This is a genomic window from Actinophytocola sp. NPDC049390 (genome assembly GCF_044466355.1).
GTDB lineage: Bacteria > Actinomycetota > Actinomycetes > Mycobacteriales > Pseudonocardiaceae > Actinophytocola.
Window position 1 is genome coordinate 38,033 of record NZ_JBITMQ010000008.1, and the last position, 26,840, is coordinate 64,872.

Here is a 26,840-nt window from a genome sequence, read left to right on the forward strand (position 1 = left end):
ACCTCGATCAAGATGCCCTGCGACCATGTCCTGTGTGACGAGGATCGTGGCCGGACGGGCAGGAGGGCGGCGGCTGGCGGTGCCACCGAAGGGCACCAGGCCGACGTCCGACCGTGTCCGCGAGGCGCTGTTCAGCGCCGTCGAGTCCGCTGTGGACCTCGACGGGGCACGCGTGCTCGACCTGTACGCGGGCAGCGGCGCGCTGGGCCTCGAAGCGCTGTCGCGGGGCGCGGCGGAGGCGGTGTTCGTGGAATCCTCCTCGGGCGCGCTCTCGGTGCTGCGCGGCAACGTCACCGCGATCGGGCTGCCCGGGGTGGTGCGGGCCGGGAAGGTCGCGACCGTGCTCGCCGCGGGCACCGACGTGCCGTTCGACCTGGTGCTCGCGGACCCGCCGTACGCGGTCGAGGACCTGACCGCGGAGCTTCGCCTGCTGGTGGGGGAGGGCTGGGTCGCCGAGGGCTCCGTGGTGATCGTCGAACGGTCGCGGCGGGCACCGGACGTCGTGTGGCCGGAGCCGCTGGAAGCCGTGCGGGTCAAGCACTACGGCGAGACGTCGCTGCACTGGGCGCGGTGGCCGTGAACGCGGGCGTGACCAAGGCCACCGTCGACAGGTCCGCGCAGGTGAGGGCTGATATCTTCCGCGCATGAGGCGCGCCGTCTGCCCCGGTTCCTACGACCCACCCACCAACGGGCACCTGGACATCCTGGAGAGAGCGGCCGGCCTCTTCGACGAGGTCGTCGTGGCCGTGCTCATCAACAAGAGCAAGAAGGGCCTGTTCACGGTCGAGGAGCGGATGGAGCTGCTCGCCGAGTCGGTGAGCCACCTCGACAACGTGCGGATCGACTCGTGGCACGGGCTGCTCGTCGACTACTGCCGCCAGAACGACATCCAGGCCATCGTGAAGGGCCTGCGCGCGATCAGCGACTTCGACTACGAGCTGCAGATGGCGCAGATGAACCAGCAGCTCACCGGTGTGGAGACGCTGTTCATGCCGACGAAGCCGCTCAACAGCTTCCTCTCCAGCTCCCTGGTGAAGGAAGTGGCCACGTACGGTGGCGACGTCACCCACCTGCTCTCCAAGACGGTCCACCGCCGTCTGGTCGAACGCCTCGCCGACGGCGGCGGTAAGTAACTACGCTGGAGCGGTGCGTAGCGGGGACGTCATCGCGGGCCGGTACCGGCTGGAGGACACGGTCGGTGCCGGGGGTATGGGCGTGGTCTGGCGAGCCACCGACCTGGAGCTGCGGCGGGTCGTGGCGGTCAAACGGACCAGCACCGGCGACGGCGAGCAGCTCCGGAGAGAGGCCAGGATCGGCGCGGGGCTGCAGCACCCCAACGTGATCTCCGTGTTCGACGTCGTGGTCGAGGACGACGAGCGCTGGCTGGTCATGGAGTACCTGCCCGCGCGCAGCCTCGCGGACGTCCTGCGCACCGACGGGCCGCTGACCCCCGCGGGCGCCGCGCACGTCGGCGCGCAGATCGCCGCCGCGCTGGCGGCCATGCACGCACGCGGCATGGTGCACCGCGACATCACGCCCGCGAACATCCTGGTCGCCGAGGACGGGACGGCGAAGCTCGCCGACCTCGGCATCGCGATCTGGTCCGAGGTGACCGTGACCGGGTCGGCGCAGAGCCCCGGCACGCCCGGTTTCGTGGCGCCCGAGGTCGTGCGGGGCGGCGCCGCCACCCCCGCGGCCGACCTGTACGCGCTCGGTGTGACGCTGCGCGCGGCCGTCGAGGGTGCCGGGGACAGCGCCGCGCTCGGCCGGGTGCTGTCCGACCTGACGGCCGAGACCCCGTCGCGACGGCTGTCGGCCGACGCGGCGGCCGGCCGGCTCGAACGGGTCGCCGGCGGCACCGCGCGGGGACGCCGCACGATGTCCCGCGGTGTGCTGGCCGCGATCGCCGCCGGGGTGACGCTGCTGCTCGTCGCCGGGGTGGTCTTCGTGCCGAGGATCCTGGCGGACTCGGACCGTCCGCCCGCCGACCGGCCCGAGGCGCCCTCGGCGCCCGGGGAACGCCGCGACGTGCCGGGGGCGGGTGACCCCAAGCTGCTGTACGGGCTCAGCGGCGGCGCCAACCTGGCGCAGGCGAGTGAGCTGGTGCGGGACGCGCCGGTCGGGATGCTCACCACCACGTTCCACCAGTCCAGTGAGCTGGCGGGCCTCACGAGCTGGCGCGGGAGTGTGGTCCCGGACGCCTACGACCAGGGGTTCGCGCTCCACCTGCTCGTCCCGAGCTGGGAGGACGACGACAACCCCGAGGTGCCGTTCGACACCGGGTACGGCCGGGCCTGCGGGCGCCAGGAGCCGTTCACCGACACCTTCGGTGACGACATGCGCTCGCTCGCCCGGATCTTCGCCGGGCGGGCCGACGGGCCGCCGCTGTACGTCACCGTGTTCCACGAGGTCAGCGCGATGGCGTGCGGCGACGACGGGTACTACTCGAACACCGAGGCGACGCGGGCGTACTTCCGTGCGCTCAAGGACCGGTACGTCGAGATCCGGGACATCATCCACGCCGAGGCGCCCAACGCCCGGGTGGGCCTCGGCTGGCAGGGGTGGCAGGCGACGATCGACGACCACCCCGAGGCAGGCGGTGGTGCGTCGATGTTCGAGGACTTCGCCGACGTGCTGGCCGTCTCGGACTTCAACTCGGTGCTGAGCTGGCAGGAAACCGGCAACGTCGAGCAGATCCGGGAGTCCGTCCGCATCCTCGGCGAGTACGCGCCCGTGATGGTCGCGGCCCACGCCAACGACGACGTGCCGCCCGACGTGATCGACAAGGACATGCGCACGCTGCTCACCGACTCGTCGATCGCGGACCTCGTCGCCGACGGCCTGTTCGCGTGGGGCTTCAACGAGGAGCGGGGCATCGTCGACGCGGGCGCGCCGACGGTCGAGTTCGTGAAGGACGTCGTGCGCAGAACCGGCCGGAAGCCCTAACGCAACGGCAGCTTCATGCCGACGTGGCTCGCGACGAAACCGAGGCGTTCGTAGAAGCGGTGGGCGTCTTCCCGGCTGGCGTCGGTGGTCAGCTGGACCATGGCGGCGCCGCGTTCGCGAGCGGTGTCGACCGCCCACTGGATCAGCGTCCCGCCCAGCCCGCCGCCGCGCTGGTCCGACCGCACGCGGACCGCCTCGATCAACGCGCGCGTCGCACCGAGCCGGGACAGGCCGGGGATGAACGTGAGCTGCAGGGTGCCGACGACCTCGCCCTCCGCCACCGCGACGGCCAGGAACTGGCGCGGGTCCGCGTCGATGTCCTTGAACGCCTCGGCGTAGACCGGGTCGCCCGGGGTTTCCCGCGTGGCGCCGAGCGGGTCGTCGGCGAGCATCGCCACGATCGCCGGGACGTCGTCGGCGGTCGCTCTTCTGATCTCGATGTCGGTCACGAGTGCATTCAAACAGCCGACTATCGGCGCTAATCCGAGGTCACGCGTCAGAGTTACGGTCGGAAAATGAGCAACGTCACAACGAAACCTGTGAAGACGCTCCTACCCCTGCTGATCGCGCTCCTGGCCGTCTTCGGCCTGGCGGTCCCGACCCTCGCCGCGCAGAGAGCCGCGGCGCCCTGCGGCGACACGTCCGGCTTCGATGTCGTGCCGCTGTCGAGCCTGCCGCCGGAGGCGACCGACACCGCGAACCTGATCGAGCAGGGTGGTCCGTTCCCGTACCCGGAGGACGGCACCGTCTTCGGCAACCGGGAAGGGATCCTGCCCGACTGCGAGACCGGCTACTACCACGAGTACACCGTCGAAACCCCCGGCAGCCCGGACCGCGGCGCCCGGCGCATCGTCACCGGCAGCGCGGGCGAGCACTTCTACACCGACGACCACTACGCGAGCTTCGTGCTGATCGACCTCGACGGCACCTCCCCGCCGCCCGCGTGCGGCGAGGCGGACCTCGACGAGGTCCCCGTCGGGAGCCTCCCGGCCGAGGTCGCCGACACGATCGCGCTGGTCGGACAGGGTGGCCCGTTCCCGTACCCGGAGGACGGCACGGTCTACGAGAACCGCGAGGGCGTCCTGCCCGCCTGCGACGCGGGCTACTACCACCTGTACACCGTGCCCACGCCGGGCGCGCCGGACCGCGGTGAGCGCAGGCTGGTCACGGGTCAGGGCGGCGAGTACTACTACACGCCCGACGGCTACGCGTCCTTTGTCGAGGTCATCACGGACTGACACGCGCACCTGGGCCGGCTTCCCCACATCACCCCGGCACACGCGGCAGACTAGTGTCGCGAGTCGGAAGTTGGTGCGCTTATCGGCGGATCCGGGTTTCCGCTGGCAAGGCGCCGATCCTCCCTCGTACCGGGTTGTACTTGGGTGGATCGGCAACGCCGCCAGCGGGAAGCTGGGCCGCCGAGAAGCGTGCCGAACTTTCGACTCGGGACACTAGAAGTCCGCAGGGCGTGTGCCGGGGTGCTGGAGGGAGCAGAGGCGTGTACAAGGTGTTCGAGGCCCTCGACGAGCTCGTCACGATCCTCGAGGAGGCGCGTGGCGTTCCGATGACCTCGAGTTGCGTCGTCCCGCGCGGGGACATCCTCGAACTGCTCGACGAGGTCCGCGACGCCCTCCCCGGCGAGGTCGACGACGCGCAGGACGTGCTCGACCGCAAGGACGAGATCGTCGGGGCGGCCGAGCACCAGGCGGAACAGACCGTCAGCAAGGCGAACCTGGAGGCCGAGCAGACCGTCGCCGAGGCCCGTGCGGAGGCCGAGCGGCTGGTCGCGGAGGCCCAGGCGCACGCCGACCGGCTCGTGCAGGACGCCCGCAACGAGGCAGACCGCACCGTCGCGGCCGGGCAGGCCAAGTACGACGACCTGGTCGGCCGCTCCCAGGTGGAGGCCGACCGGATGATCCAGGCCGGCCGCGAGTCCTACGAACGCTCGGTCGAGGACGGCCGCATCGAACAGGCCCGGCTCGTCTCCGGGACCGAGGTCGTGCAGGCCGCGCACCTGGAGTCGGCCCGGATCCTGGACGCGACCGCCGACGAGGTGACCCGCCAGCGCGGCGAGTGCGACGAGTACGTGGACGGCAAGCTCGCCGAGTTCGCCGATCTCCTGTCCCACACGCTGCGCACGGTCAGCAAGGGCCGGGCCCACCTGCGTGGCGGCGGGATGGGCATGCCACCCGCCGCGCCGCCCGCGTCCCAGCCCGAACCGGCCGTCCCGTTCGATTACTCCGCCTGACCCGCGTACGCTGGTCGGGCACACCCGCCGAGTCGCGGGAATCTCCTCACACAGGGAACGTCGAGTTCGTCATGTCCGAACAGCGGAACAGCCCGTGGGTCGTCGACACCAGGGAGCTGGGCAGGCGGCCAGGTCTCTCGCGCAAGCTGGAGCGGGTGGTCGAGACGCCCGTCCCGATGGGCGTCGAGGGCGTCATCACCGTGCCCAAGGGCGCGCAGATCGAGTTGGACGTCCTGCTGGAGTCCGTCGTGGAGGGCGTGCTCGTGTCGGGTACGGCCGTCGCGCCGGTGGCGGGGGAGTGCTCGCGCTGCCTCGACCCGATCTCCCCGGACGACCACGACGTGTCGGCCGAGTTCACCGAGCTGTTCGCCTACCCGGACAGCATCACCGAGGAGACCACCGACTCCGACGAGGTCTTCCGCCTGGTCGACGATAAAGTCGATCTTGAACCGGTGGTGCGCGACGCGATCGTGCTCGCGCTCCCGGCGGCGCCGCTGTGCCAGGAGGACTGCGCGGGACTGTGCCCGGACTGCGGTGGTAGGTGGGCCGATCTCGGTCCCGATCACCGGCATGAGACGATTGACCCTCGGTGGGCCGCGCTCACGGAGCGGTTCCGCACGGATCGGGACGCCTGAGGCGACCGTCGATCCACCACCAGGAAGCATTGAAGGAGAACTAGTCGTGGCCGTCCCCAAGCGGAAGATGTCGCGTTCCAACACGCGCTCGCGCAGGTCGCAGTGGAAGACCAGCGCTGTCCACCTGGTGGAGTGCTCGAACCGCGCCTGCCGTCAGCCCAAGCCCCAGCACGTCGTCTGCCCGAGCTGCGGTCAGTACGGCGGCCGTCAGGTCACCGAGCCGGCCTGATCCACGGCACTGGTGATGGTGGTAGGCCACTGTGGGGGGTAGAGCGGCGCGGGGTCCGACGGCCGACCCCAGGAAGCTGCTCGAAGCGCTCGGCGTCGAACTGGACGCCGAGCTGCTGAAGCTCGCCATGACACACCGCTCGTACGCGTACGAGAACGGTGGTCTGCCACCGAACGAGCGGCTGGAGTTCCTCGGCGACGCGGTGCTGGGCATGGTGGTCACCGACCACCTGTACCGGACGCACCCGGAGATGCCGGAGGGCCAGCTCGCGAAGCTGCGGGCGAGTGTGGTGAACATGCACGCCCTCGCCGGTGTCGCCCGCGGCCTCGGTGACGAGGGCCTCGGCGCCCACCTGCTGCTCGGCAAGGGCGAGGAGCTGACCGGCGGCCGGGACAAGGCGAGCATCCTCGCCGACGGCATGGAGGCCGTGATCGGCGCGGTGTACCTCGCCCACGGCATCGACGTCGCGCGCGAGCTCGTGCACCGGCTGTTCGACCCGCTGCTCGCGGAGGCCCCGCTGCTCGGCGCCGGCCTGGACTGGAAGACCTCGCTGCAGGAGCTGACCGCGTCGGCGAGCCTCGGCGTGCCGGAGTACCGCGTCCAGGAGGAAGGCCCCGACCACCGCAAGGAGTTCACCGCCACGGTGATCGTCGCGGGCCAGGACCGGGGCAGCGGGGACGGCACCACCAAGAAGGAAGCCGAGCAGAAGGCCGCCGAGGCGGCCTGGCGCACGCTTACCGAGATCATCAAGGCCGCCGAGCAGCAACAGCAGCGCGGCAAAGGTGCCTGAGCTCCCCGAGGTCGAGGTCGTACGGGTCGGCCTCGACGGGCACGTCACCGGTCGCACGCTCACCGAGGTCGAGGTCCTGCACCCGAGGGCGATCCGCAGGCACCTGCTTGGCCCGGCCGACTTCACCGGCAGGCTCGCCGGGCGCACGATCTCGGCGGTCCAGCGGCGCGGCAAGTACCTGTGGCTGGAGCTGTCCGACGACGCGAACCCGGACATCGCGCTGATCGCGCATCTCGGCATGAGCGGGCAGATGCTGGTCCAGCCGGTCGGCGCGCCGGACGAGAAGCACCTGCGGGTCCGGTTCTCCTTCACCGACGGGGGCGGTCCCGAGCTGCGGTTCGTCGACCAGCGCACGTTCGGCGGGTTCCTCGTCGACGACCTCGTGACGGTCGGTGGCGCGCGGCTGCCGTCCGCGATCGCCCACATCGGCCGCGACCCGATGGACCCCGAGTTCTCGGTGACGGCCGCCGTGGCCGCGCTGCGGAAGAAGAGGACCGAGCTGAAGCGGGCCCTGCTCGACCAGACGCTGGTGTCGGGCATCGGCAACATCTACGCCGACGAGGCGCTGTGGCGGGCGAAGCTGCACTGGACCCGTCCGACCGACAAGCTGACCACGGCCAAGGCGACCGAGGTGCTCGGCGCCGCCACCGACGTCATGCGGGAGGCGCTCGGCCAGGGCGGCACGTCGTTCGACGCGCTGTACGTCAACGTGAACGGCCAGTCCGGGTACTTCGACCGGTCGCTCGCCGTCTACGGCCAGGAAGGCCTGCCGTGCGGTCGGTGCGGCACGGCGATCCGGCGGGAGCCGTTCATGAACCGCTCGTCGTACTTCTGCCCTCATTGCCAGCGACGGCCCCGTTCTTGAGGCTGTTCTGGCGGTTGATGCTCTCCCAGCAACGGTCTGTGCTGCCCTCCATGACGGGCAGGAAGTTGCCGTCGCCGTCGCGCGGGAGCTGGCCCAGCTCCTCCAGGGCGAGCGGCCGGCCCGGCAGCGAGTCGTAGGCGAGGAACCCCAGCAGCCCGTCGAGCACGAGCTCCATGTGGCGGTGGCTCAGCCGGTGGTTGTCCTCCGGTGAGATCGCCGGCAGCGGCGGGGCCATCCTGGTCACCAGCAGGCCGATGTCGCCGGACCCGACGTCCGGCCGGAGCGATCCCTCGTCGTGCGCGGCCTGCACGATCTCGGCGAGTTTGCGCCGCGACGCGTTGCGGGCGGCCAGCACTTCCTCGTCCATCAGCATGCGCTCGGCGACCATCGGCATGACGACGCCGATGCGCAGGTCGATCGCGTCGTGCAGGTAGCGGGCCAGCGCGGTGAACGCGTCCGGTTCCTCGGCGAGTGCCACCTCCGCCGCGGTCGCCGACTGGGTCAGGAGGTCGAGTGCGAGCTGACGAAGTAATACCGTTCGGTCTGGAAAATGACGGTAGAGCGTCGCGATGCCGACGCCCGCCCGTCGTGCGATCGTCTCCAGCGGCACCGTCGGGCCGTGCTCTACCATCAGCTCAACAGCGGCGCGAAGGATCTGTTCGCGGTTGCGGAGTGCGTCCGCGCGTGTGCGGCGGGTTTTCGGGATGTCGTTCATGGGTGCCTTATCCGGAGGCCATTCCTTCGTTTAGACAACGGTAAACCGTCCTGTCTCCCAGTACTAGTTGCCTAAGCAACTGATTCCCCGCCCAAAGGTCACATATTCGACAAGCTGTCTCCTCCTTGTCCAGATGTCGGGCGCATCACCGCACGCGTGAAGAAGGCGTCAACGTCCCACCGTCGCGCCCGCGCGCGCGGCAGGCTGTCCATGGCGCACACTTGCCGTGCGTGTTCGGTCGATCTCCAGAGGGCGGGCAGACGTGACGAAAGTGCTGGTCGTCGACGACGAGCCGCAGATCGTGCGTGCGTTGCGGATCAACCTGACCGCACGCGGCTACGAGGTGTCGACGGCGGCGAACGGCGGGGAGGCGCTGCGTGTCGCGGCCGCCGTGCACCCCGAGGTCGTGGTGCTGGACCTCGGTCTGCCGGACATCGACGGCGTCGACGTCATCGAGGGGCTGCGCGGCTGGACGAACGTGCCGATCATCGTGCTCTCGGCCCGCGTCGACTCGGGCGACAAGGTCGCCGCGCTGGACGCCGGCGCCGACGACTACGTGACGAAACCGTTCGGCATGGACGAGCTGCTCGCGCGGCTGCGCGCCGCGGTCCGGCGCGCGTCCACCACGCCGACCGGCGAGGAGGCCGTGGTCGAGACGCAGGCGTTCACCGTGGACCTGGCGGCGAAGAAGGTGATCCGCGACGGCACCGAGGTGCACCTGACACCGACCGAGTGGGGCGTGCTGGAGCTGCTGGTGCGCAACCGGGGCAAGCTCGTGGGACAGAAGCAGCTGCTGCAGGAGGTGTGGGGCCCGTCGTACGCGTCGGAGACGCACTACCTGCGCGTGTACCTGGCGCAGCTGCGGCGCAAGCTCGAACCACAGCCGTCCCGGCCACGTCATTTGCTCACCGAGGCCGGGATGGGATATCGGTTCGAACCGTGAACGCGATCCTTCAGTGCGTGGTGCTCGACTGTCCCGACGACGAGGAACTGGCGCGGTTCTACCACGCGCTGCTCGGCGGTGAGGTGAACCGCCCCGACCGGCGGTGGTCCCTTGGCGGCGGCTGGTCGACGCTGCACCTGCCCTCCGGGCTCGTGCTGTGCTTCCAGCGGGTGGCCGACCACCGCCCGCCGCGCTGGCCCGACCCCCGGTACCCGCAGCAGTCGCACCTGGACCTCGGCGTCACGGACCTCGACGCCGCGCACGAGGAGGCGATGGCCGCGGGCGCCGCGCTGCTGGACGACTCGCAGCGGAGCTGGCGGGTGTACGCCGACCCGGCCGGGCACCCGTTCTGCCTGGTCCGCGAGGCGGCGGCATGACGGTGCTGCGCATGGACAACGTCGGCATCGTGGTCGAGGACCTCGACGCGGCCATCGCGTTCTTCGTGGAGCTCGGCCTGGAGCTGGAGGGCCGGATGCCGATCGAGGACGAGTGGGCGGCACGCGTCGTCGGGTTGGCCGGCGCGCGGAGCGAGGTCGCGATGGTGCGCACCCCGGACGGCAACGGCAAGCTGGAGCTGATGCGGTACCGCCACCCCGCCGCGGTCGGCGCCGGTCAGCGCCCGCCGGTCAACACGCTGGGCCTGCACCGCGTCATGTTCACCGTCGACGACCTCGAGGACGTGCTCGCGAGGCTGCGCACCCACGGCGCCGAACTCGTCGGCGAGGTCGTGCGGTTCCAGGACATGTTCCTGATCTGCTACGTCCGCGGCCCGGAGGGCATCATCGTCGCGCTGGCCGAACAGCTGCGGTGAGGCGAGCCGCGGCTCAGTAGCCGAAGTTCTGCACCCAGTAGAAGCCGTCGCGGTCGAGGCCCACGCCGAGGGTGTTCAGGTCGCAGTTGAGGATGTTGCGGCGGTGGCCGTCGGAGTCCATCCACATCTGCATGACCTGCTCGGCGGTCTGGGCGCCGCGGGCGATGTTCTCCGCGCCGGGGCTCGGGTAGCCGGCGGCGCGGATGCGCTCGTCGAAGGTCCTGCCGTCCTGTGACACGTGGGAGAAGTAGTCGTTCTCCGACATGTCCTCGGCGTGGGCCTGCGCGGCGGCGGTGAGGCGGTCGTCGACCTTCACGGGGTCGCAGCCCTCGTCGGCGCGGGCGGCGTTCACGAGGTTGACGACCTGGTCCTCCGCCGTGCCGGTCGCGACGGGTGGCTGGGTGGGTTCCGGGGCCTCGGTCGTGGTCCTGGGCGGGGGAGCGGGGGCCTTCGTGGTCGACGACGTCGTGGGCGGGGTGGTGGTCGTCGTCGTGGTCGTCGTCGTGGTGGTCGTCGTGGTGGGGGTGGGGCGGATCAGGTCGGCGGGTGGCTGGGCGACGACGTGCCGGTCGCTGAGCCCGATCCTGAGGGTGTCCGACTGGTCCGCCGACGACTGCGCGGTGGTCGACGTGAGCACCGAGGCGATACCGGCGACGAGGGCGCCCGCCAGAACTGCCGTCAGGGTCGGTAACACGGGTCTCCGTGTACGGGGCGTTGCCACGGCGCGGAAACGTACCACGATCGGGTGTACTTGATAACAGACGAGTGACAATTGGTCGACAAAACAGCACGAAAAACGGCCCGCCGGGTGATTCCCAGCGGGCCGTTCGTGGCTGTGATCAGGAGGTGGCGGAGCTACCACCCGAGCTGCTGCCCGCCGGCGGGTCGGTGGGTTCCGTCGGAGGAGGCTCGGTCGTCGTGGGGGGCTCGGTCGTCGTCGGAGGTTCGGTCGTCGTCCGAGTGGTCGTCGTCCTGGTCGTGGTCGACTTTGTCGTGGTCGGGCGCGGGGTCGTCGGATCCTGGGTCTGCGTCGGGTCCGTCGTGTCGTCGTCCACCGGGGTGTCGTCGTCCGTCGTGGTCGTGGTGGTCGTCGTGGTGGTCGTCGTGGTCGTGGACGACGGGCTGGACGACGACGTGGTCGTCACGGACGTGCTGGTGTCACCCGACGTCGTGTCCCGCACCTCGATGGAGTCGCTCGTGCGCTCGGGCTGCGCCTCCTCGGTCTGCCCGCCCGCGAGCATCGCCACCGTCGCGAACGCGGTCGACACGACCACGCCCGCCACGCCCAGGGCCAGGTACGGGGTTCGGCGCAGGCCGCTGCCACCTTCGGCGGGCGGTGCCTCGTCCATCCGGTCATCTGGTCCGAGCATCCGCGAAGCCCTCCTCGGAATCGCTGCGCGACCACTCGGTCACTGCAGGCAGCGCATCACAGCGCGGTAACTTAGCAGCCTTACCGAACGCGACATCGAACGAGCAGGAAACTCACTTTCCGTGGTTGACGAACGAGTCCGGATGACGGCCTGGGTACACGGCCGGGTGCAAGGGGTCGGTTTCCGCTGGTGGACCCGCAGCCGCGCCTCCGAGCTGGGGCTGCGCGGGTGGGCGAGCAACCTGTCCGACGGCCGCGTCGAGGTGGTCGCCGAGGGCCCGAAGGGCGACTGCGAGCGCCTGCTGGAGCTGCTCCGGGGTGGCACGACCCCCGGTCACGTCGACCTCGTCGTCGAACGGTGGTCCGCGGCCAAGGGAAACGTGACCGGCTTCGCGGAGCGGTAGACCACCGCCTGCCTGAACCCTTCCGCCCGGCTTCGCGTATGACTGGTGCGTGGGGAACACCCCGGACCAGGAAGACGAGCTCATCCGCGAGCTCTACAGCCGCTACCGCCGGCCGCTCTACGGCTATGTCCTGCGCGCGGTCGGTGGCGACCACCAGTACGCCGAGGACGTCGTGCAGGAGACGCTGCTCCGCGCGTGGCGCAACAGCGACACGCTGAACCCCGAGCACGCGGGGCCGTGGCTCTACACGGTCGCGCGCAACCTCGTCGTCTCCGGTTACCGCAGGCAGAGCGCACGGGTGGACGAGGTGCCGATCCTGGAACGGGACTGGCCACGCCCCACCGACGACTTCGACCGCGTGCTGCAGGGCTGGCAGGTGGCCGAGGCCATGCGGGCGCTGTCCGCCGACCACCGCACGGTGATCGGCGAGCTGTTCTACCGCAGGCGGACCATCGCCGAGACCGCGAAGGTCCTCGGCGTGCCGCCCGGCACCGTGAAATCGCGTTCGTTCTACGCGTTGCGCGCGCTGCGCGACGCTCTGGAGGAGAGGGGGGTGACCGAGCCGTGACCTGCCCGCACACGATGACCTTGGGCGTCTACCTGCTCGGCGCCCTCGAACCGGCCGAGCGCTCGGCGTTCGAGTCGCACCTCTCCTACTGCGACCTCTGCCGCACCGAGCTGGTCCGCCTCTCGCCGCTGCCCGGCCTGCTGAACCAGATCACGCCGGAGGACTTCGCGGACGACCTGCCGCCGACCGCCGTGGCGGGCGCGCCGGTGGTCACCCAGGCCCAGCCGGTTACCGAGCCCGTGCCGGTGCCTCGGCTCCCCGAGCCGCTCGACCCGCTCGACACGCCGGTGCGGGAGCTGTCGGACACGCCGAAGCAGAGGCGGCCGAGCCGGTACTGGCGGGTTGCCGCGGCGGCCGCCGCGGTCGTGGTGCTCGCGGTCGCCGGCGTCTTCGGGTGGGGCGCGCTGCGGCAGCCGCCACCCGCCGAGGGCGTCACGTGGAGTGTCGAGGCGGGCGCGACGAGTGTGCAGGCGCGGCTCGTCGAGCACGAGTGGGGCACCGAGATCCAGTCCGAGATCCACGGCCTCCCCCCAGGTAGACAGTGCTATCTGAAGGTGTACGACCACTACGGCAAGTTCGAGGTCGCCGGGTGGTGGGGCACCGACCACGACCCGGAAGCGGAGATCCCCGCGAGCACGTCCATCCCACGCGGCAAGATCGCGAAACTCGAGTACCTGCTCGACGACAAGGAGACGGTCGTCGCGACCATCCAGGCACCCGGCCGGTGAGCGACCGCGTGAGTGACCCCGTGCCACCTCCCACGTACTCGATCGCCCCACGGGTACCCTCGGACGGATAGAGCAGCCACTAATGGCTACCTGAGAGGTCCAGAGTCTCGTGCATTTGAAGAGCCTCACGCTCAAGGGCTTCAAGTCGTTCGCCTCGGCGACCACGCTGCGTTTCGAACCCGGGATCACGTGTGTCGTCGGCCCGAACGGCTCCGGCAAGTCCAACGTGCTCGACGCGCTGCGCTGGGTCATGGGCACCCAGGGGGCCAAGGACCTGCGCGGCGGAAAGATGGAGGACGTCATCTTCGCCGGCACCGCGGGCCGTGCCCCGCTCGGCCGCGCCGAGGTCAGCCTGACCATCGACAACTCCGACGGCGCGCTGCCGATCGAGTACACCGAGGTGTCGATCACCCGCCGCATGTTCCGCGACGGCGCGAGCGAGTACGAGATCAACGGCAACTCCTGCCGGTTGATGGACATCCAGGAGCTGCTCTCCGACTCCGGTATCGGCCGGGAGATGCACGTCATCGTCGGTCAGGGCCAGCTGTCGCAGATCCTCGAGTCGAAGCCGGAGGAGCGCCGGGCGTTCATCGAGGAGGCCGCCGGCGTCCTGAAGCACCGCAAGCGCAAGGAGAAGGCGCTGCGGAAGCTCGACGCGATGCAGGCCAACCTCACCCGGCTCACCGACCTGACCGCCGAGCTGCGCCGCCAGCTCAAGCCGCTCGGCAAGCAGGCCGAGATCGCCCGCAAGGCCCAGACCGTGCAGGCCGACCTGCGGGACGCCCGCCTGCGCCTGCACGCGGACGACCTGGTCACGCAGCGCTCGGAGATCGCGAAGGAGGAGGCGGACGAGGCCGTCGCCCGTGCCCGCCGCCACGAGGTCGAGCAGCTGCTGGAAGTGGCCGACGCGAAGCAGACGGCGCTGGAGGACCAGCTCGCGGCCGACGCGCCACGCCTCGCCGCCGCACAGGACACCTGGTACCGGCTCTCGGCGCTGGAGGAGCGGCTGCGCGGCACCGTGCGGCTCGCGGTCGAGCGGGAACGGCACCTGTCGTCCGTCGTCGACCTGTCCGCCAGCGGCCCGGACCCCGAGGAGCTGGAGGCGGAGGCCGAGGAGACGGCCATCCGCGAGGCCGAGCTGGGTGAACACGTCGAGGTCGCCAGGGGCATGCTCGGCGAGACCGCCGAGCGGCGCGCCGAGCTGGAGGAGCAGGTCCGCGCCGCCGAGAAGGCCCACATGGCCGCCGTCCGGGCGGTCGCCGACCGCCGCGAGGGCCTCGCGCGCCTCGCGGGCCAGGTGGAGGCGCTGCGCAGCAAGACCAACGCCACCGCCGAGGAGATCGAGCGGCTGTCCACCGCGCTCGCCGAGGCCACCGAGCGCGCCGAGCTGGCCGCCGTCGAGCTGGCCGAGGCGCAGGAGGAGACCGGCATCGAGGACTCCGGTGACGCCGGTCTCGCCGACCGCCACCAGCGTGCCGTCGAGGCGCAGAAGGCGGCGCAGGCCCGGGTCGAGGAGCTGGTGCGGGCCGAGCGCACCGCCGAGAAGGACATCGCGTCGTGGAAGGCACGCGTCGACGCGCTGTCGATGGGCCTGAACCGCAAGGACGGCGCGGGTGTGCTGCTCGCCGCCGGGGACCGCCTGCCCGGCCTGCTGGGGTCGGTGGCCGCGCTGCTGACCGTCGAGCCGGGTGCCGAGGCCGCGCTGGCCGCCGCGCTGGGACCGGTCGCGGACGCGGTGGCCGTCGCGACCGGCGACGACGCCGTCGCCGCGCTCGAACTGCTGCGTGGCTCCGACGCGGGCCGCGCGGGCATCGTGGTCGGTGGGTACGGCGAGCACGACCGGTCCGGCTGGCCTTCCCTCCCGCACGGCGCCCGCTGGGCGGTCGACCTGGTGCGTGCGCCCGAGGCGCTGCGGCCCGCGGTCGCGAAGGCGCTCGACCGGGTCGTGGTCGTGGAGTCGTTGCCGATCGCGCGGCTGATCGTCGACGCGCACCCGTCGGTCCGGGCCGTCACGCACGACGGCGACGTGCTCGGGGCGCACTGGGCGGTCGGCGGCACCACGTCCACGCAGAGCGTGATCGAGGTGCAGGCCGCGGTCGACGAGGCCAACGAGAAGCTCGCCGCCGCCGAGGCCGCCGCGGAACGGGCGTCCGCCGCGCTGGCCGGTGCCCGCGCCGAGGCGACGACCCGCATGCAGGAGGCGCAGGCCTCCGCGGAGGCCAGGAACGAGGCGAAGGTCCGCGCCGCCCGGTCCGCCGAGCGGCTGTCGAGCCTGCGCTCCGCGGTCCGGTCCGCGCAGGCCGAGGCCGAGCGCGTGCAGAACCAGCGGGCCAAGGTCGAGCAGGCGCGGGAGGAGGCGCTGCTCAAGCTCGCCGAGCTGGAGGAGCGCCTGGCCGTCGCCGAGGACGAGACCGTGCTGGAGGACGAGCCCGACACCGCCGAACGCGACGAGGCGTCGGCCGCGCTGGCCACCGCCCGCCAGCAGGAGATGGACGCGCGCCTGTCCCTGCGTACCGCGGAGGAGCGGCACCGGGCGCTCTACGGCAAGGCCGAGGAGCTGCGGCGGGCCGCGCGTGCCGAACGGGAGGCCCGCGAACGCGCGCGGCGCGCCATGGCACAGCGGGCCCACGGTGCCGCTGTGGCACGCGCGGTCGTGGAGAACGGTGAGCTGGCGCTGGAGCGGATCGCGCAGTCGCTGCAGGCCGCCGCCCGCGAGCGGGACACCGTGCAGGCCGAGCGGTACGACCGCGAACGGGTGCTGCAGGAGGTCCGCAACCGGGTCCGTGAGCTGTCGACCGAGCTGGAGAAGCTGACCGACGCCGTGCACCGCGACGAGGTGCTGCGTGCCGAGCAGCGGATGCGCCTCGAACAGCTCGAGACGAAGATCGCGGAGAGCTTCGGCATCGGCCTCGACGACCTGGTCGCCGAGTACGGCCCGGACGTGCCGGTGCCGCCGTCACCCGCCGAGATCGCCGAGTACGAGGCGGCGAAGGAGGCGGGCGAGACCGTCAGCGAGCCGCAGCCGATCCCGTACCAGCGTGCGGCGCAGGAGCGGCGGGCCAAGCGCGCCGAGCGCGACCTCACGCTGCTGGGCAAGGTGAACCCGCTCGCGCTGGAGGAGTTCGCGGCGCTGGAGGAGCGCTACAAGTTCCTGTCCACGCAGCTGGAGGACCTGAAGGCCACCCGGCGTGACCTGCTGACCGTCGTCAAGGAGGTCGACGACAAGATCCTCGAGGTGTTCACGTCCGCGTACCACGACGTGGCCCGCGAGTTCGAGACCGTCTTCTCGACGCTGTTCCCCGGCGGCGAGGGCCGCATGATCCTCACCGAGCCGGAGGACATGCTGACCACCGGCGTCGACGTCGAGGCCCGCCCGCCCGGCAAGAAGATCAAGCGGCTGTCGCTGCTGTCCGGTGGCGAGAAGTCGCTCGTGGCCGTCGGCATGCTGGTCGCGATCTTCCGCGCCCGCCCCTCGCCGTTCTACGTGATGGACGAGGTGGAGGCGGCGCTCGACGACGCGAACATGCGCCGGTTGATCGGTCTGCTGCAGGAGCTCCGGCACAACTCGCAGCTGATCATCATCACCCACCAGAAGCCGACCATGGACATCGCCGACGCCCTGTACGGCGTCAGCATGCGCGGTGACGGCATCACCCAGGTGATCTCGCAGCGCATGCACGGCGAGGACAACCCGAAACCTCGGGGGAGCGCCCCCCAGCCTCCCGGCGAGCCCGAGCGGGCACTGGCACCGGAACCGGCGCCCCAGAGCTGACAGCGAAACGCCCCCGTCCTGGCTCGGAGGGGGCGTTTCGTGTTGCCGTGTCAGGCGGTGGCCGGGCCCGCGGCGGGCTTCGGTTCTGCGCGGTAGACGAGCAAGGCGGCCACACCGGACACGATCGCGGCGATCAGGCCGAGGAACAGCCCGAAACCCGGCGAGACGAACTGGCCGAGCGTGAGCAGCCTCAGGAGGATCAGCAGCGTGGCGACGCCGGAGAGGATGAGCCAGGACAGCGTCTGCCTCGGGACCTCGACACCGACGTGCGGGAGGAAGACGACGACGCCGGCCGCCATGAGCAGCAGGATGGGGAACCAGCCCAGGAACGCCGCGCCCCAGGCGCTCACGGACGTGTCGATGCCCATCGCGCCAAGCATGCCGTCGTCCCCGAGGTCCACCGAGGCCCAGGGGAGGAAGCTGAAGATGAACGCTGCGAGGCCGGCACCGATGCCCGCCCATTCCAGGGTCGAAACCCGCTTGACATCGAACTCAGCCATCAGTAACACCGGTCTTTCGATCGAGATAGTGGGGACCGTCCAGCGTGGACGATGACGACGAGCCAGTATGGATCAACTTTCGCCAGGCGACGTAACGGATGGGCATCAACTGGACAGTTGTGCCCGGTCGGTCACCGGGTGCCGCCCAAGTGGGCAGAAATGCGTTAGCGCGGAGTGGGTGCGGCGGTCAAGGATTTCGGACATGTATGACGTTCGTACCGCGACCCCGGTCGATCTGGAGGCCGTGATCGCACTGGTCGCGCGACTCCAGCAGGACCCGGCGCACCGGATCGCCTTCCACGGCGAGACCGCGCGGGAGGTGGCGGAAGAGCTGGCGGAGATCGAGCCCCGATGGCCCGACTGCGCCGTCGTCGCCGTCGACCAGGGCGGTCGCCTGCGCGGCACCCTGACCGTCGAGGTCGACACCGGGCAACGGCGTGCCTACCTGTACGGCCCGTACGTGGACGTGCCCGCCAACCACCCGGCCGCGGGCAACCTGTGGCAGGCCACCGCCGACGCGATGCTCACCCACGCGCACCGGCTACCCGCGCTCGCGGGCGTGCGCACCCTCGAACTGTTCGGTCACCGCGAGAACCGGCTGCTCGCCGACTTCGCGGGCCGCCACGGGATCGCCGCCCGCATGACCACCCGCTGCTTCACCCTCACCGCCGCGCCACTGCGCAGCCTCCTCGTCCGCCACAGCCCCGACGACCGCGTCGTCCCGCTGCCGCCCGAACCGGCGGTCCGGGCCGCCGTCGCCCAGCTCCACGACCGGTGCTTCCCCGGCGCGCCGACCACCGGCGCCCAGCTCGTCGCCGGGGAACGGCACTCGGTGGTCGTGCTGGTGGGGGAGAACGGGCTGCTCGGGTACGCGGGCGGGTACACGCAGGCGGAGGAGTACTACGTCGACGTCGTCGGCGTGACCGAGGACGCGCGGTCGTGCGGGGTCGGCCGGTCGCTGGTGCGGCGGCTGCTCGGCGAGCTCGCCGCCCGCGACGGGGTCCGCGACCGGGCGGCGGCGCTGATCCGGGCCGGGAACGACCCGTCGGAGCGCATGTTCACCAAGCTGGGCTTCGTGCTGAGCGAGGAACTCGTCAGCTACCAGGCAGACCTGGCGGCGGCCGTCGCACACCGACCAGCGTCCTGACCCGGCCCGGCACTAGGTTGTGCCCATGACCGTCGACCCGGACGACCTCGACCTCGATGACCTCGGCGACCTCGAGGACCTCGAGAACCTCGCCGAGCTGCTCGGCCTGCCGGAACAGCTGCCCGCGCTGCGGGTGCCCCCGATCGCCGAGCTTGCCGCGGCCGCGCGGGAGAGCGGGCTGCTGCGGCGTGTCGGCGCGCTCACCGCGTGGGTGGGGGAGCGGCGGAAGGTCACCGACGAGGGTGACCTGACCGAGGCGGACGCGGCCGAGGCCGCCGAGCTGCTCGGTGTCGGCCCGGCGGAGCTGTTGCTGTGCTGGGAGGTGGCGCTCGCGACCGACCTGGTCGTGCTGTCCGAGCACGACGGCGAAGCCGACGCGAACCCGGACCTGTGGCCGACCGGCGACGACGCCGAGGACGTCGGCACGTGGACGGCCGCGTTCACACAGACGCTGGCGAGCGTGGAGATCGACGCCGAGCTGGCGGGCGAGGAGAACCTCGAGTTCGACGGGCTGGGCTCGCTGGTGCTGCCGCTGTTCCTCACCCGCTCCGCGGGCGTGCCGCTCGCCGACCTGCGTGCTATGGCGGCGGAGATCGCGACCGAGCACGCGGAGGACGACACGGCGTGGGACGCGTGGCTCGCGGCCCATGGTGACCCGGTCGACGTGCTGCTGACCCGCCTGACCGGACACGGCGCGATCGCCGTCGACGACGACGTGGTCCGCCTGACCCCGCTCGGCCTGCTCGCGATGCGGGAGGAACTGGTCGAGGGCGGCATCGAGATCCCGCTCCTGCCCGCGCTGCAGGACATGACGGCGGCCGACCTCCTGTCCGCGGTCGGCGGCCTCACCGAGGTGGAACTCGCCGGCCTGACGTCCGAGTGGCTGGCCCGGCACAACGCGGCCGACCTGCTCGCCGCGGCCGCCGACGCCCAGCCGGAGGCCCGCGTGCACGCGATGACCGTGCTGGGCGAGGTGCCGGACACGCCGTGGGAGTCGGTGCTGGACAACGACGTGCTGCGCCCGTACGCCCTGGTCGCGCTGGCACGTGGCCCGGCACCGGCGGACATCGCGTGGCTGGCGATCGACCTGCTCGCCGCGACCGCCGACCAGCTCGGCGCCTACGACGAGCACGCGGTCGAGGAGCTGTGGGGGTCGGTCGTCCCGCCCGGGCGGGAAGAGGAGGTCCTGACGGCCGCGTGGCGCCTGCCGCACCCGGAGACCTACGAGGTCCTCACCCTCGTCGGCAACCACCACCCGGACAAGCAGGTCGCGAAGGCCGCCCGCACCGCCGCGCACAAGGCCCGCTCGGCGACCTAGCGCACCAGACGTGGGTCGGGTTGGAGAGCGCGGCGCGCGGCGTCCCATTCGGGGGCGGCCCTCTCGTGGGCGACCAGCAGGTCGTCGTCGCGGCGGCCGGTCACGGCGAGGTGCTCGGCCAGGCCGTACCGCAGCCGTCGCACCTCCCAGCCCGGCCAGGCGCTCTGGATGTCCGCGACCAGCCGCGCGGGCACCCGGTCCGGCGTCCAGTAACCCATCGCCTCGCGGTCCATGTCGATGACCAGTCCCGCGTTGACGAGTCCTTCCACCTGCACCGGGTGCGGTTCCCGCGCGCGGAGGGTGTCGGCGAACCCGCTGCCGCCGACGAGCCAGCCGTCGCCGCGCAGCAGGTGACCCGTCCAGCACCCCGTGCGCCGAACGTACCGGCGATCAGGCGGCTTTCGCGGCGGCGGCCTCCTCGGTGTCCGGTTCCGGCCGTCGCGGGTGGCGCAGCGACAGCAGGCCGCCGACCACCAGCGTCACGATGACGCCGAGCGGGGTGTACCACCAGCTGGTCAGCGTCCGCACGCCCTCCGCGGGCACGGCGGCCGAGAAGTCGACGCGGATCGACGTCCACTCCGCGTACCCGTTCGCCACGGGGTCGGCCGCGGCCGACGGGCCGACGAACTTCACGCCGAGGATCACGAACGTCATCACCGCGACCGTCACGATGAACGCGACCAGTCCGTCGAACTGCCTGGCCCGCTTGACGATCAGCCCCAGCAGGAACGCGCCGAGCAGCGCGCCGTACGTGTAGCCGGTGATACCGAGCGCCTGCACGACGATCGGGTCGGCCGTGGTCCGGTTGGCCGTCGCGAACAGCCCGGCGCACACGATCAGCAGGCCCGCCCACACGACGGTCCAGATCCGGCCGAGCCGCAACCGGTCGGTGTCGGACAGCGTCCGGCGGGAGATCCGCTCGTACACGTCGGTCACGGTCGCCGACGCCAGCGCGCCCAGCGACGAGGACAGCGCGGCCGCCAGGATGCCCGCGATCACGAAGCCCGAGAGGCCGGACGGCAGCTCGGTCACGATGAAGTTCGCGAACAGCTCGTCCTTGTTGCCCAGCCCGAGACCGCCGTCGGCCGTCGGGTCCGTCGGCACCGCCGCGGCGTAGAACGCCCACATCATCACGCCGATGAACAGGAAGAACGCGAACTGCAGGAACACCACGACGCCGCTCGCGACCAGCGCCTTCTGCGCCGCGCGCACGTCGCGGGTCGACATGAGCCGCTGCACGATCAGCTGGTCGACGCCGTGGGACGCCATGGCCAGCAGCGCGCCACCGAAGAAGGCGGCCAGGAACGGGAAACCACCGGTCAGCGGGTCGGAGCTGAAGTCGAACAGCTGGAACTTCGACGCGGCGACGGCGTCGCCGAACCACCCGGACGGCAACGCGTTCGCCAGCGCGACGACCACGATGATGCCGCCGAGGACGTACCAGAGCATCTGGATCGCGTCGACCCACACGACCGCGCGGACACCGCCGACGAACGTGTAGAACACCATCGCGATGCCCAGCACGATCACGATCGCCCAGTACGAGGCGTGTACGCCGTACGCGGCGAGCACCACCTTGATCGGGATGGCGGTGGCGAACAGCCGGATGCCGTCCGCGAGCAGCCGCGTGAACTGGAACGTCACCGACGCGGTCGCGCGCATGCCGTTGCCGTACCGCTTGCCCAGGAACGCGTAGGCCGTCACCAGGTCCCCGGCGACGTACCGCGGCAGCAGCACGAACGACACCACGATCCGCCCGACGATGTAGCCGAGCGCGAGCGTCAGGTACGTCATGCCACCGGCCGCGGGTGGCGCCAGGTAGGCCACCACCGGCACCGACAGCACGGTCAGCGTCGATGTCTCCGCCGACACCACCGACAGGCACACGACCCACCACGAGATCTTCTTCTCGCTGACGAAGTAGTCGGTCGACGACTTCTGCCGCCCGCCGATCAGGACGCCGAGCAGCGGCATCCCGATCAGGAAGATCACGATGATCGCGACGTCAAGCGCGCGCATGGGTCTCTCCCACCTTCTCGGTCACGTTGTCACGCACGCGCAGGCGCGTGACCTGGGTTGTCGCGGGTGCGGGCAGCCGCAGCGGGCCGCTGCCCGGGGTGAGGGTGCCGAGCAGCCGGGCGCCGCGGGCACCCGTGGTGCCGGTCGTGTCGGCGGGCGAACCCGCCCAGGTCAGGAAGCCGAGCAGCGCCGTCAGGTAGGCCTCCTTGGCCTCGGACGGCAGGCCGAGCGTGTCGCTCGTGACGAGCGTGGCCGGGTCGAGCCGCCGACGGAGCGCCGCCATCAGCGTCGGGTTGCGCACGCCGCCACCGGACGCGACCACCCTGGTCACGCCGTGCGCGGCGCACGCGTCGGCGACGGTGGTCGCGGTCAGCTCCACGAGCGTGGCCAGCAGGTCGTCGCCCGCGACGTGGCCGACCTTCTCGAGCGCCGAGGTGAGGTGCCCTTCGTGGAAGTGCTCCTTGCCGGTGGACTTCGGCGGGGCGAGCGCGTAGTACGGGTCGGCGCGCAGGACGTCCAGCAACTCGGGCACGACCGAGCCCTGCGCGGCGAGGTCGCCGTCGACGTCCTGGTGCCACACGCCGCCCGAGATCATCCGCGCGGCCGCGTCGAGCAACGCGTTGCCGGGGCCGGTGTCGAACGCGAGCGCGGGCTTGCCGGGCGCCACGACGGTGATGTTGGCGATCCCGCCGATGTTCAGCGCCGCCTGGGTTTCCGTGCCGTCGCGCAGCCACAGCTGGTCGAGGACACCGGCGAGTGGCGCGCCGTGCCCGCCCGCGGCGATGTCGCGGGCGCGCAGGTCGGACACGACGGGCAGGCCGGTCGCCTCCGCGATCCACGCGGGCTGGCCGAGTTGCAGCGTGCCGAGCGCGCGGTCGCCCTCGACCCAGTGGTAGACCGTCTGCCCGAGCGACGCGACGAGGTCGGCGCGGCCGTCCGCGAGCGTGGCGAACGCGTGCCCGGCAGCCGCCGCGAATGCCTGGCCGACGGCGGTGTCGAGCTTGCAGACCTGCTCGGCGGTGGTCTCGTTCGGCGGCAGCACGCCGAGCAGCGCGGTGCGCAGCTCGGCCGGATACGGCAGTTCGGTGTGCCCGACGGGCACCAGCTCGACGGTGTCACCAGCCAGCCGCAGTTCGGCGACGGCCACGTCCACGCCGTCCATGGACGTTCCGGACAGCAGTCCGATCACCCGGCACGAAGTCACGGGTCTGTGGCTAATGGACACCGCGGCACCACGCAAGACGTGAGGTTAGTTCTTGACCAAATCGATGTCCAGAATGGTTGAGTCTTGGCGGCCGAAGGTATAGACCAGGGCGATAATGTGTCACCCTGCTGTCGGGGGCGGGTTCTCCAGCGGCAACGTCGCCATGACCACGAGGAGCGAGCATGAGCAGTTTTTCGGCAGATTGGAGCAGGAGGAACTTCCTGCGGGGGGCACTCGCCACCGGCGCGCTCGTGCTGCCGGGGACCGGGTTCCTCGCCGGATGCGCCACCTCCGGCGGCGGTCAGGAACAGACCGAGGGCGAGAAGTCCGCCGACAACCCGCTCGGTGTGCCGACCGACCAGCCCCTTGAGGTCTACATCTTCAACGGCGGGTTCGGTGACAAGTACGCCACCGACGTCCACGAGCCGATGTACAAGAAGAAGTACCCGGACGCGGAGATCAAGCACAAGGCCGAGGTCGACATCGCCGGTGCGCTCCAGTCCCGCTTCGTCGGCGGCAACCCGCCGGACTTCGTGAACGACTCCGGTGACGGGCAGATCCCCCTCGGCCAGCTGGTGTCCGACGACCAGCTGTACGACCTCACGGACCTCTTCAACGCCCCGAGCTGGGACGACCCCGCCAAGAAGGTGCGCGACACCCTCGTGCCCGGCGCCGTCGAGCAGGGCACGTTCGGTGACAAGCCCTACGTCATGCACATGGCGCTCACCGTCTTCGGCCTCTGGTACAACAAGACGCTCTTCGACGACAAGGGCTGGGCCGCGCCGAAGACGTGGCAGGACATGCTGGACCTGTCGAAGGACATCAAGGCCGCCGGCATCGCGCCGTGGGCCTACCCAGGCGTCCACTCCCGGTACATGACGTGGGCCCTGCTCACCATGGCCGCCAAGCTCGCGGGCCCGGACATCCTGAAGGACGTCGACAACCTGAAGGAAGGCGCCTGGCAGCACGAGGCGATCAAGGAGTCCGCCAACGCGCTCCTCGGGCTGCGCCAGGCCGGGTACTTCCTGTCCGGCACCGAGGGCATGGACCACATCCAGGCCCAGAACGCGTGGAGCGCGGGCAAGGCGGCGTTCGTCCCGTGTGGCTCGTGGCTGGAGAGCGAGCAGAAGGACGCCACGCCGGAGGGCTTCGAGATCGCGTTCGCGCCGGAGCCGCTGCTGTCCGACGACTCGGCGCTGCCGTTCGAGGCGCTGCACGCGTCGCCGGGCGAGCCCTACATCGTGCCGAAGCAGGCGAAGAACCCGCGCGGTGGCCTGGAGTACATGCGGATCATGCTCTCCAAGGAGGGCGCGAAGGGCTTCACCGAGCAGGTCTCCAGCCTCTCGGTCGTGCAGGGCTCCGCGGACGGCGTCAAGCTGCCCGTCGGCCTGACGTCGGCGAGCGCCGCGCTGACCGCGGCCGGCGACAACGTCGTCAACTGGATGTACAACACCTGGTACGGGAAGATGTGGAACCCGGGCATCAACACCCAGATGGGTGACCTGCTCGGTGGCCGCAAGTCGGTCGACGAGTTCTGCGCGGGCATGGAGGCGGAGGCCAAGGCGGTCCGCGACGACGACTCCATCACGAAGTACACGCGTTAGCGGTGGCGCGGAAGCAGGCTGTACGCGGGCGGGTCTCGAAACCGGGGCCCGCCCTGCAGCACGGCAAGTACCTGTTCATCGTGGTCTTCCTGCTGGTGCCGGTGGGGCTCTACGGGTTGTTCGTGGTGTCCCCGTACCTGCAGGCGATCTACATCTCGCTGACGGACTGGACCGGTCTGACGGCGAACCAGAAGTGGGTCGGCTTCGACAACTACGTGAAGCTGTTCAACGACGCCCAGTTCCTGGTGGCCTTGAAGAACAACGTCATCCTGCTGGTCGTCGTGCCCGCGGTGACCGTCCTGTTGGGACTGTTCTTCGCGTCGATGCTGAACGTGGGGCGGCGCGGCAAGTCCGGCGTCGAGGGCGTGCGCGGGTCCGGGATCTACAAGGTCGTGTACTTCTTCCCGCAGGTGCTGTCGGTGGCGATCGTCGGCGTGCTGTTCAAGTACGTCTTCGCCCCGACCGAGGCGGGTGGCATCCTCAACGGCTTCCTGCGCGCGGTCGGCCTCGACTCGCTCGCCATCCCGTGGCTCGGTGACCCGGACTTCGCGTTCTGGTGCGTCGTGCTGGTGATGATCTGGTCGTTCGTCGGGTTCTACGTGGTGCTGTTCTCGGCGGCGATGCAGTCCATCCCCAAGGACATCTACGAGGCGGCGCTGCTCGACGGGGCCAACCAGTACACCACCTTCCGGCACGTGACGCTGCCGCTGGTGTGGGACACCGTGCAGGTCGGCTGGGTGTACCTGGCGATCCAGGCCATGGACGCGTTCGCGTTCGTCCACATCATGCTGGGGATCGCGGGCGGCCCGTCACGCGCGGGCGACGTGCTCGGCGTGGCGTTGTACCGCACCGCGTTCAACGACTACCGGTTCGGTCAGGCCTCCGCGCTGGGCGTGGTCCTGCTGGTACTGACCCTGGTCGTCGCGGTGCTGTTCCTGCGGGTGGCCCGGCGCGAACGGGTGGAGCTGTCATGACGACGACTGTCGAACGACCGGTCGCGGACGCCCCGGCGCCCCGGCGCCCGGGCAGCGGGGCGGGCGCGGGTGCCCTCAACCTGCTGAACGGCGGTTTCCTGCTGTTCTGGGGCCTGATCACGGTGTTGCCGCTGTTGTGGGCGGTCGTGTCGTCGTTCAAGACGAACACGGAGTTCCTGTCCGACCCGTGGGGCCTGCCCGCGGTGGCGAGGTTCGACAACTTCGCGCGTGCGTGGACGGTCGCCAACATCGGGCAGTACTTCGTCAACAGCGTGATCGTGGTGGTCATCTCGGTGCCGCTCACCATGCTGCTCGGCGCCATGGCGGCCTACGTGCTGTCGCGGTACTCCTTCCCCGGCAACCGGGTGATCTACTTCGCGTTCGTCGGCGGGATGATCTTCCCGCTGTTCCTGGCGCTGGTGCCGCTGTTCTTCGTGGTGCGCAACCTGGGGACGATCCCCGGGATCGGCGAGTTCCTCGGGCTGAACAGCCTCGTGTCGCTGGCGCTGGTGTACGTGGCGTTCTCGATGCCGTTCACGGTGTTCTTCCTGACCGCGTTCTTCCGCACCCAGCCGACGTCGATCGCCGAGGCGGCCATCGTGGACGGCTGCTCGCACTTCGGGCTGTTCTTCCGGGTGATGCTGCCGATGGCCAAGCCGGGGCTGATCAGCATCGGCCTGTTCAACGTGCTGGGGCACTGGAACCAGTACGTGCTGCCGGTGGTGCTGATGAACGACCCGGAGAAGAAGGTCCTCGCGCAGGGCCTGGCGTCGCTGGCGATCAGCCAGGGCTATCGCGGCGACTGGACGGCGTTGTTCGCCGGTCTGGTGATCGCGCTGCTGCCGGTGCTGATCGTGTACATCCTGTTCCAGAAGCAGGTGCAGGCGGGTCTCACGGCAGGGGTGCTGAAGTAGCTCAGCGGGTGGGGGGGGGGGGGGGCGCCCCCCCCCCCCGCCCCCCCCGGGGGCGCCCCCCCCGCGCCGCCCCCCCCCCCCCCCGGGCCGCCGCAAAACCGGGACCGGCCCCAATGCGGAAAAAAACACCACAACCA

Annotated in this window: 29 protein-coding genes; 21 read left to right on the forward strand and 8 right to left on the reverse strand. The window is 70.9% G+C overall.

Annotated elements, in window-relative coordinates:
* The first annotated feature begins 34 nt into the window (after positions 1–34).
* From rsmD to ACIBVP_RS22610, 3 genes are all read left to right on the forward strand, one after another.
* Positions 35–580 carry a 16S rRNA (guanine(966)-N(2))-methyltransferase RsmD gene (gene rsmD / locus ACIBVP_RS22600; RefSeq protein WP_396108216.1) on the forward strand — a complete coding sequence of 182 codons (546 nt, stop codon included), beginning with the start codon at positions 35–37 and terminating at the stop codon, positions 578–580.
* A 64-nt stretch (positions 581–644) separates the two neighbouring features.
* Complete coding sequence (gene coaD / locus ACIBVP_RS22605) at positions 645–1,133, forward strand: pantetheine-phosphate adenylyltransferase (RefSeq protein ID WP_396108217.1); 489 nt, start codon at positions 645–647, stop codon at positions 1,131–1,133.
* Between the two features lie 13 nt (positions 1,134–1,146).
* Positions 1,147–2,946, forward strand: a complete 1,800-nt coding sequence (locus ACIBVP_RS22610) for a protein kinase (RefSeq protein ID WP_396108218.1) — start codon at positions 1,147–1,149, stop codon at positions 2,944–2,946.
* On the opposite strand, the gene ACIBVP_RS22615 is transcribed toward ACIBVP_RS22610, so the two are convergent.
* A complete protein-coding gene (locus ACIBVP_RS22615; RefSeq protein WP_396108569.1) occupies positions 2,943–3,386 on the reverse strand; it encodes a GNAT family N-acetyltransferase in 444 nt (147 codons plus the stop codon). The genes ACIBVP_RS22610 and ACIBVP_RS22615 overlap by 4 nt on opposite strands.
* A gap of 75 nt (positions 3,387–3,461) precedes the next feature.
* Here ACIBVP_RS22615 and ACIBVP_RS22620 point away from each other — a divergent pair, with 75 nt between their 5' ends.
* The 6 genes from ACIBVP_RS22620 (at position 3,462) to mutM (ending at position 7,713) form a co-directional block, all read left to right on the forward strand.
* The gene (locus tag ACIBVP_RS22620) at positions 3,462–4,184 is read left to right on the forward strand and encodes a ribonuclease domain-containing protein (RefSeq protein WP_396108219.1); all 723 of its coding nucleotides are present in this window, start codon (positions 3,462–3,464) and stop codon (positions 4,182–4,184) included.
* Between the two features lie 260 nt (positions 4,185–4,444).
* Positions 4,445–5,194 (forward strand): DivIVA domain-containing protein, encoded by a 750-nt coding sequence (locus tag ACIBVP_RS22625; RefSeq protein WP_396108220.1) that lies wholly within the window; start codon positions 4,445–4,447, stop codon positions 5,192–5,194.
* Positions 5,195–5,265: 71 nt separating this feature from the next.
* Positions 5,266–5,829 (forward strand): YceD family protein, encoded by a 564-nt coding sequence (locus ACIBVP_RS22630; protein WP_396108221.1) that lies wholly within the window; start codon positions 5,266–5,268, stop codon positions 5,827–5,829.
* Between the two features lie 46 nt (positions 5,830–5,875).
* On the forward strand, positions 5,876–6,058 hold the full coding sequence (rpmF, locus tag ACIBVP_RS22635) for a 50S ribosomal protein L32 (protein ID WP_396108222.1): 183 nt from the start codon (positions 5,876–5,878) through the stop codon (positions 6,056–6,058).
* Between the two features lie 31 nt (positions 6,059–6,089).
* Positions 6,090–6,848 carry a ribonuclease III gene (gene rnc / locus ACIBVP_RS22640; RefSeq protein ID WP_396108223.1) on the forward strand — a complete coding sequence of 253 codons (759 nt, stop codon included), beginning with the start codon at positions 6,090–6,092 and terminating at the stop codon, positions 6,846–6,848.
* Complete coding sequence (mutM, locus tag ACIBVP_RS22645) at positions 6,841–7,713, forward strand: bifunctional DNA-formamidopyrimidine glycosylase/DNA-(apurinic or apyrimidinic site) lyase (RefSeq protein ID WP_396108224.1); 873 nt, start codon at positions 6,841–6,843, stop codon at positions 7,711–7,713. Before rnc ends, mutM begins: the two co-directional genes overlap by 8 nt.
* Here the strand turns inward: mutM and ACIBVP_RS22650 are convergent.
* On the reverse strand, positions 7,658–8,428 hold the full coding sequence (locus tag ACIBVP_RS22650) for a TetR/AcrR family transcriptional regulator (protein ID WP_396108225.1): 771 nt from the start codon (positions 8,426–8,428) through the stop codon (positions 7,658–7,660). The genes mutM and ACIBVP_RS22650 overlap by 56 nt on opposite strands.
* A 262-nt stretch (positions 8,429–8,690) precedes the next feature.
* Between ACIBVP_RS22650 and ACIBVP_RS22655 the strand changes: the two genes are divergently transcribed.
* Genes ACIBVP_RS22655 through ACIBVP_RS22665 form a run of 3 tightly spaced genes read left to right on the forward strand, consistent with a single transcriptional unit; the run spans position 8,691 to position 10,182 of the window.
* Positions 8,691–9,371, forward strand: coding sequence for a response regulator (locus ACIBVP_RS22655; protein WP_396108227.1), 681 nt, complete (start codon positions 8,691–8,693; stop codon positions 9,369–9,371).
* Positions 9,368–9,748 carry a VOC family protein gene (locus ACIBVP_RS22660; RefSeq protein WP_396108228.1) on the forward strand — a complete coding sequence of 127 codons (381 nt, stop codon included), beginning with the start codon at positions 9,368–9,370 and terminating at the stop codon, positions 9,746–9,748. Before ACIBVP_RS22655 ends, ACIBVP_RS22660 begins: the two co-directional genes overlap by 4 nt.
* Positions 9,745–10,182, forward strand: coding sequence for a VOC family protein (locus ACIBVP_RS22665; protein ID WP_396108229.1), 438 nt, complete (start codon positions 9,745–9,747; stop codon positions 10,180–10,182). Before ACIBVP_RS22660 ends, ACIBVP_RS22665 begins: the two co-directional genes overlap by 4 nt.
* A 13-nt stretch (positions 10,183–10,195) precedes the next feature.
* Here the strand turns inward: ACIBVP_RS22665 and ACIBVP_RS22670 are convergent, their stop codons facing one another.
* Together ACIBVP_RS22670 and ACIBVP_RS22675 are read right to left on the reverse strand one after the other, a co-directional pair.
* Positions 10,196–10,876, reverse strand: coding sequence for a CAP domain-containing protein (locus tag ACIBVP_RS22670; RefSeq protein WP_396108230.1), 681 nt, complete (start codon positions 10,874–10,876; stop codon positions 10,196–10,198).
* A gap of 145 nt (positions 10,877–11,021) precedes the next feature.
* On the reverse strand, positions 11,022–11,552 hold the full coding sequence (locus ACIBVP_RS22675) for a hypothetical protein (RefSeq protein WP_396108231.1): 531 nt from the start codon (positions 11,550–11,552) through the stop codon (positions 11,022–11,024).
* 121 nt (positions 11,553–11,673) lie between these two features.
* On the opposite strand from ACIBVP_RS22675, the gene ACIBVP_RS22680 reads away from it, so the two are divergent.
* The 4 genes from ACIBVP_RS22680 to smc all read left to right on the forward strand — a co-directional run bounded on the left by ACIBVP_RS22680 (position 11,674) and on the right by smc (position 17,023).
* Positions 11,674–11,955: an acylphosphatase gene (locus ACIBVP_RS22680; RefSeq protein WP_396108232.1), complete on the forward strand. Its 282-nt coding sequence runs from the start codon at positions 11,674–11,676 to the stop codon at positions 11,953–11,955.
* Between the two features lie 49 nt (positions 11,956–12,004).
* The gene (locus ACIBVP_RS22685) at positions 12,005–12,523 is read left to right on the forward strand and encodes a sigma-70 family RNA polymerase sigma factor (protein WP_396108233.1); all 519 of its coding nucleotides are present in this window, start codon (positions 12,005–12,007) and stop codon (positions 12,521–12,523) included.
* Positions 12,520–13,251, forward strand: a complete 732-nt coding sequence (locus tag ACIBVP_RS22690; protein WP_396108235.1) for an anti-sigma factor family protein — start codon at positions 12,520–12,522, stop codon at positions 13,249–13,251. The genes ACIBVP_RS22685 and ACIBVP_RS22690 overlap by 4 nt, the downstream gene beginning before the upstream one ends.
* Positions 13,252–13,360: 109 nt before the next feature.
* On the forward strand, positions 13,361–17,023 hold the full coding sequence (gene smc, locus ACIBVP_RS22695; RefSeq protein ID WP_396108236.1) for a chromosome segregation protein SMC: 3,663 nt from the start codon (positions 13,361–13,363) through the stop codon (positions 17,021–17,023).
* Positions 17,024–17,073: 50 nt separating this feature from the next.
* Here the strand turns inward: smc and ACIBVP_RS22700 are convergent, their stop codons facing one another.
* Complete coding sequence (locus tag ACIBVP_RS22700; RefSeq protein WP_396108237.1) at positions 17,074–17,523, reverse strand: hypothetical protein; 450 nt, start codon at positions 17,521–17,523, stop codon at positions 17,074–17,076.
* Positions 17,524–17,725: 202 nt separating this feature from the next.
* Here ACIBVP_RS22700 and ACIBVP_RS22705 point away from each other — a divergent pair, with 202 nt between their 5' ends.
* Positions 17,726–18,670 (forward strand): GNAT family N-acetyltransferase, encoded by a 945-nt coding sequence (locus ACIBVP_RS22705; RefSeq protein ID WP_396108238.1) that lies wholly within the window; start codon positions 17,726–17,728, stop codon positions 18,668–18,670.
* 25 nt (positions 18,671–18,695) lie between these two features.
* The gene (locus ACIBVP_RS22710; protein WP_396108239.1) at positions 18,696–19,988 is read left to right on the forward strand and encodes a hypothetical protein; all 1,293 of its coding nucleotides are present in this window, start codon (positions 18,696–18,698) and stop codon (positions 19,986–19,988) included.
* Here the strand turns inward: ACIBVP_RS22710 and ACIBVP_RS22715 are convergent.
* From ACIBVP_RS22715 to ACIBVP_RS22725, 3 genes are all read right to left on the reverse strand, one after another.
* The gene (locus tag ACIBVP_RS22715; RefSeq protein WP_396108240.1) at positions 19,985–20,263 is read right to left on the reverse strand and encodes a hypothetical protein; all 279 of its coding nucleotides are present in this window, start codon (positions 20,261–20,263) and stop codon (positions 19,985–19,987) included. The genes ACIBVP_RS22710 and ACIBVP_RS22715 overlap by 4 nt on opposite strands.
* A gap of 115 nt (positions 20,264–20,378) precedes the next feature.
* Positions 20,379–22,007 carry a sodium:solute symporter gene (locus ACIBVP_RS22720; RefSeq protein ID WP_396108241.1) on the reverse strand — a complete coding sequence of 543 codons (1,629 nt, stop codon included), beginning with the start codon at positions 22,005–22,007 and terminating at the stop codon, positions 20,379–20,381.
* Positions 21,994–23,169, reverse strand: a complete 1,176-nt coding sequence (locus tag ACIBVP_RS22725) for an anhydro-N-acetylmuramic acid kinase (RefSeq protein WP_396108570.1) — start codon at positions 23,167–23,169, stop codon at positions 21,994–21,996. Before ACIBVP_RS22725 ends, ACIBVP_RS22720 begins: the two co-directional genes overlap by 14 nt.
* 224 nt (positions 23,170–23,393) lie before the next feature.
* Between ACIBVP_RS22725 and ngcE the strand changes: the two genes are divergently transcribed.
* From ngcE to ACIBVP_RS22740, 3 genes are read left to right on the forward strand one after another with little or no spacing between them, the layout of a single operon-like run.
* The gene (gene ngcE, locus ACIBVP_RS22730) at positions 23,394–24,815 is read left to right on the forward strand and encodes an N-acetylglucosamine/diacetylchitobiose ABC transporter substrate-binding protein (protein ID WP_396108242.1); all 1,422 of its coding nucleotides are present in this window, start codon (positions 23,394–23,396) and stop codon (positions 24,813–24,815) included.
* A 2-nt stretch (positions 24,816–24,817) separates the two neighbouring features.
* The gene (locus ACIBVP_RS22735; RefSeq protein WP_396108243.1) at positions 24,818–25,789 is read left to right on the forward strand and encodes a carbohydrate ABC transporter permease; all 972 of its coding nucleotides are present in this window, start codon (positions 24,818–24,820) and stop codon (positions 25,787–25,789) included.
* Entirely contained in the window at positions 25,786–26,703 is a 918-nt protein-coding gene (locus ACIBVP_RS22740) for a carbohydrate ABC transporter permease (protein ID WP_396108244.1), read from the forward strand. The genes ACIBVP_RS22735 and ACIBVP_RS22740 overlap by 4 nt, the downstream gene beginning before the upstream one ends.
* Positions 26,704–26,840 lie beyond the last annotated feature (137 nt).

Excerpts from the sequence above, each read along its gene's own strand:
- ACIBVP_RS22720 (WP_396108241.1), bottom strand. The coding sequence starts at position 22,007 with ATGCGCGCGCTTGACGTCGCGATCATCGTGATCTTCCTGATCGGGATG.
- coaD (WP_396108217.1), top strand. The coding sequence starts at position 645 with ATGAGGCGCGCCGTCTGCCCCGGTTCCTACGACCCACCCACCAACGGG.
- ACIBVP_RS22675 (WP_396108231.1), bottom strand. The coding sequence starts at position 11,552 with ATGCTCGGACCAGATGACCGGATGGACGAGGCACCGCCCGCCGAAGGT.
- ngcE (WP_396108242.1), top strand. The coding sequence starts at position 23,394 with ATGAGCAGTTTTTCGGCAGATTGGAGCAGGAGGAACTTCCTGCGGGGG.
- ACIBVP_RS22705 (WP_396108238.1), top strand. The coding sequence starts at position 17,726 with ATGTATGACGTTCGTACCGCGACCCCGGTCGATCTGGAGGCCGTGATC.
- ACIBVP_RS22630 (WP_396108221.1), top strand. The coding sequence starts at position 5,266 with ATGTCCGAACAGCGGAACAGCCCGTGGGTCGTCGACACCAGGGAGCTG.
- ACIBVP_RS22740 (WP_396108244.1), top strand. The coding sequence starts at position 25,786 with ATGACGACGACTGTCGAACGACCGGTCGCGGACGCCCCGGCGCCCCGG.
- ACIBVP_RS22725 (WP_396108570.1), bottom strand. The coding sequence starts at position 23,169 with ATGGACGGCGTGGACGTGGCCGTCGCCGAACTGCGGCTGGCTGGTGAC.
- ACIBVP_RS22665 (WP_396108229.1), top strand. The coding sequence starts at position 9,745 with ATGACGGTGCTGCGCATGGACAACGTCGGCATCGTGGTCGAGGACCTC.
- ACIBVP_RS22620 (WP_396108219.1), top strand. The coding sequence starts at position 3,462 with ATGAGCAACGTCACAACGAAACCTGTGAAGACGCTCCTACCCCTGCTG.
- ACIBVP_RS22700 (WP_396108237.1), bottom strand. The coding sequence starts at position 17,523 with ATGGCTGAGTTCGATGTCAAGCGGGTTTCGACCCTGGAATGGGCGGGC.
- ACIBVP_RS22710 (WP_396108239.1), top strand. The coding sequence starts at position 18,696 with ATGACCGTCGACCCGGACGACCTCGACCTCGATGACCTCGGCGACCTC.
- ACIBVP_RS22650 (WP_396108225.1), bottom strand. The coding sequence starts at position 8,428 with ATGAACGACATCCCGAAAACCCGCCGCACACGCGCGGACGCACTCCGC.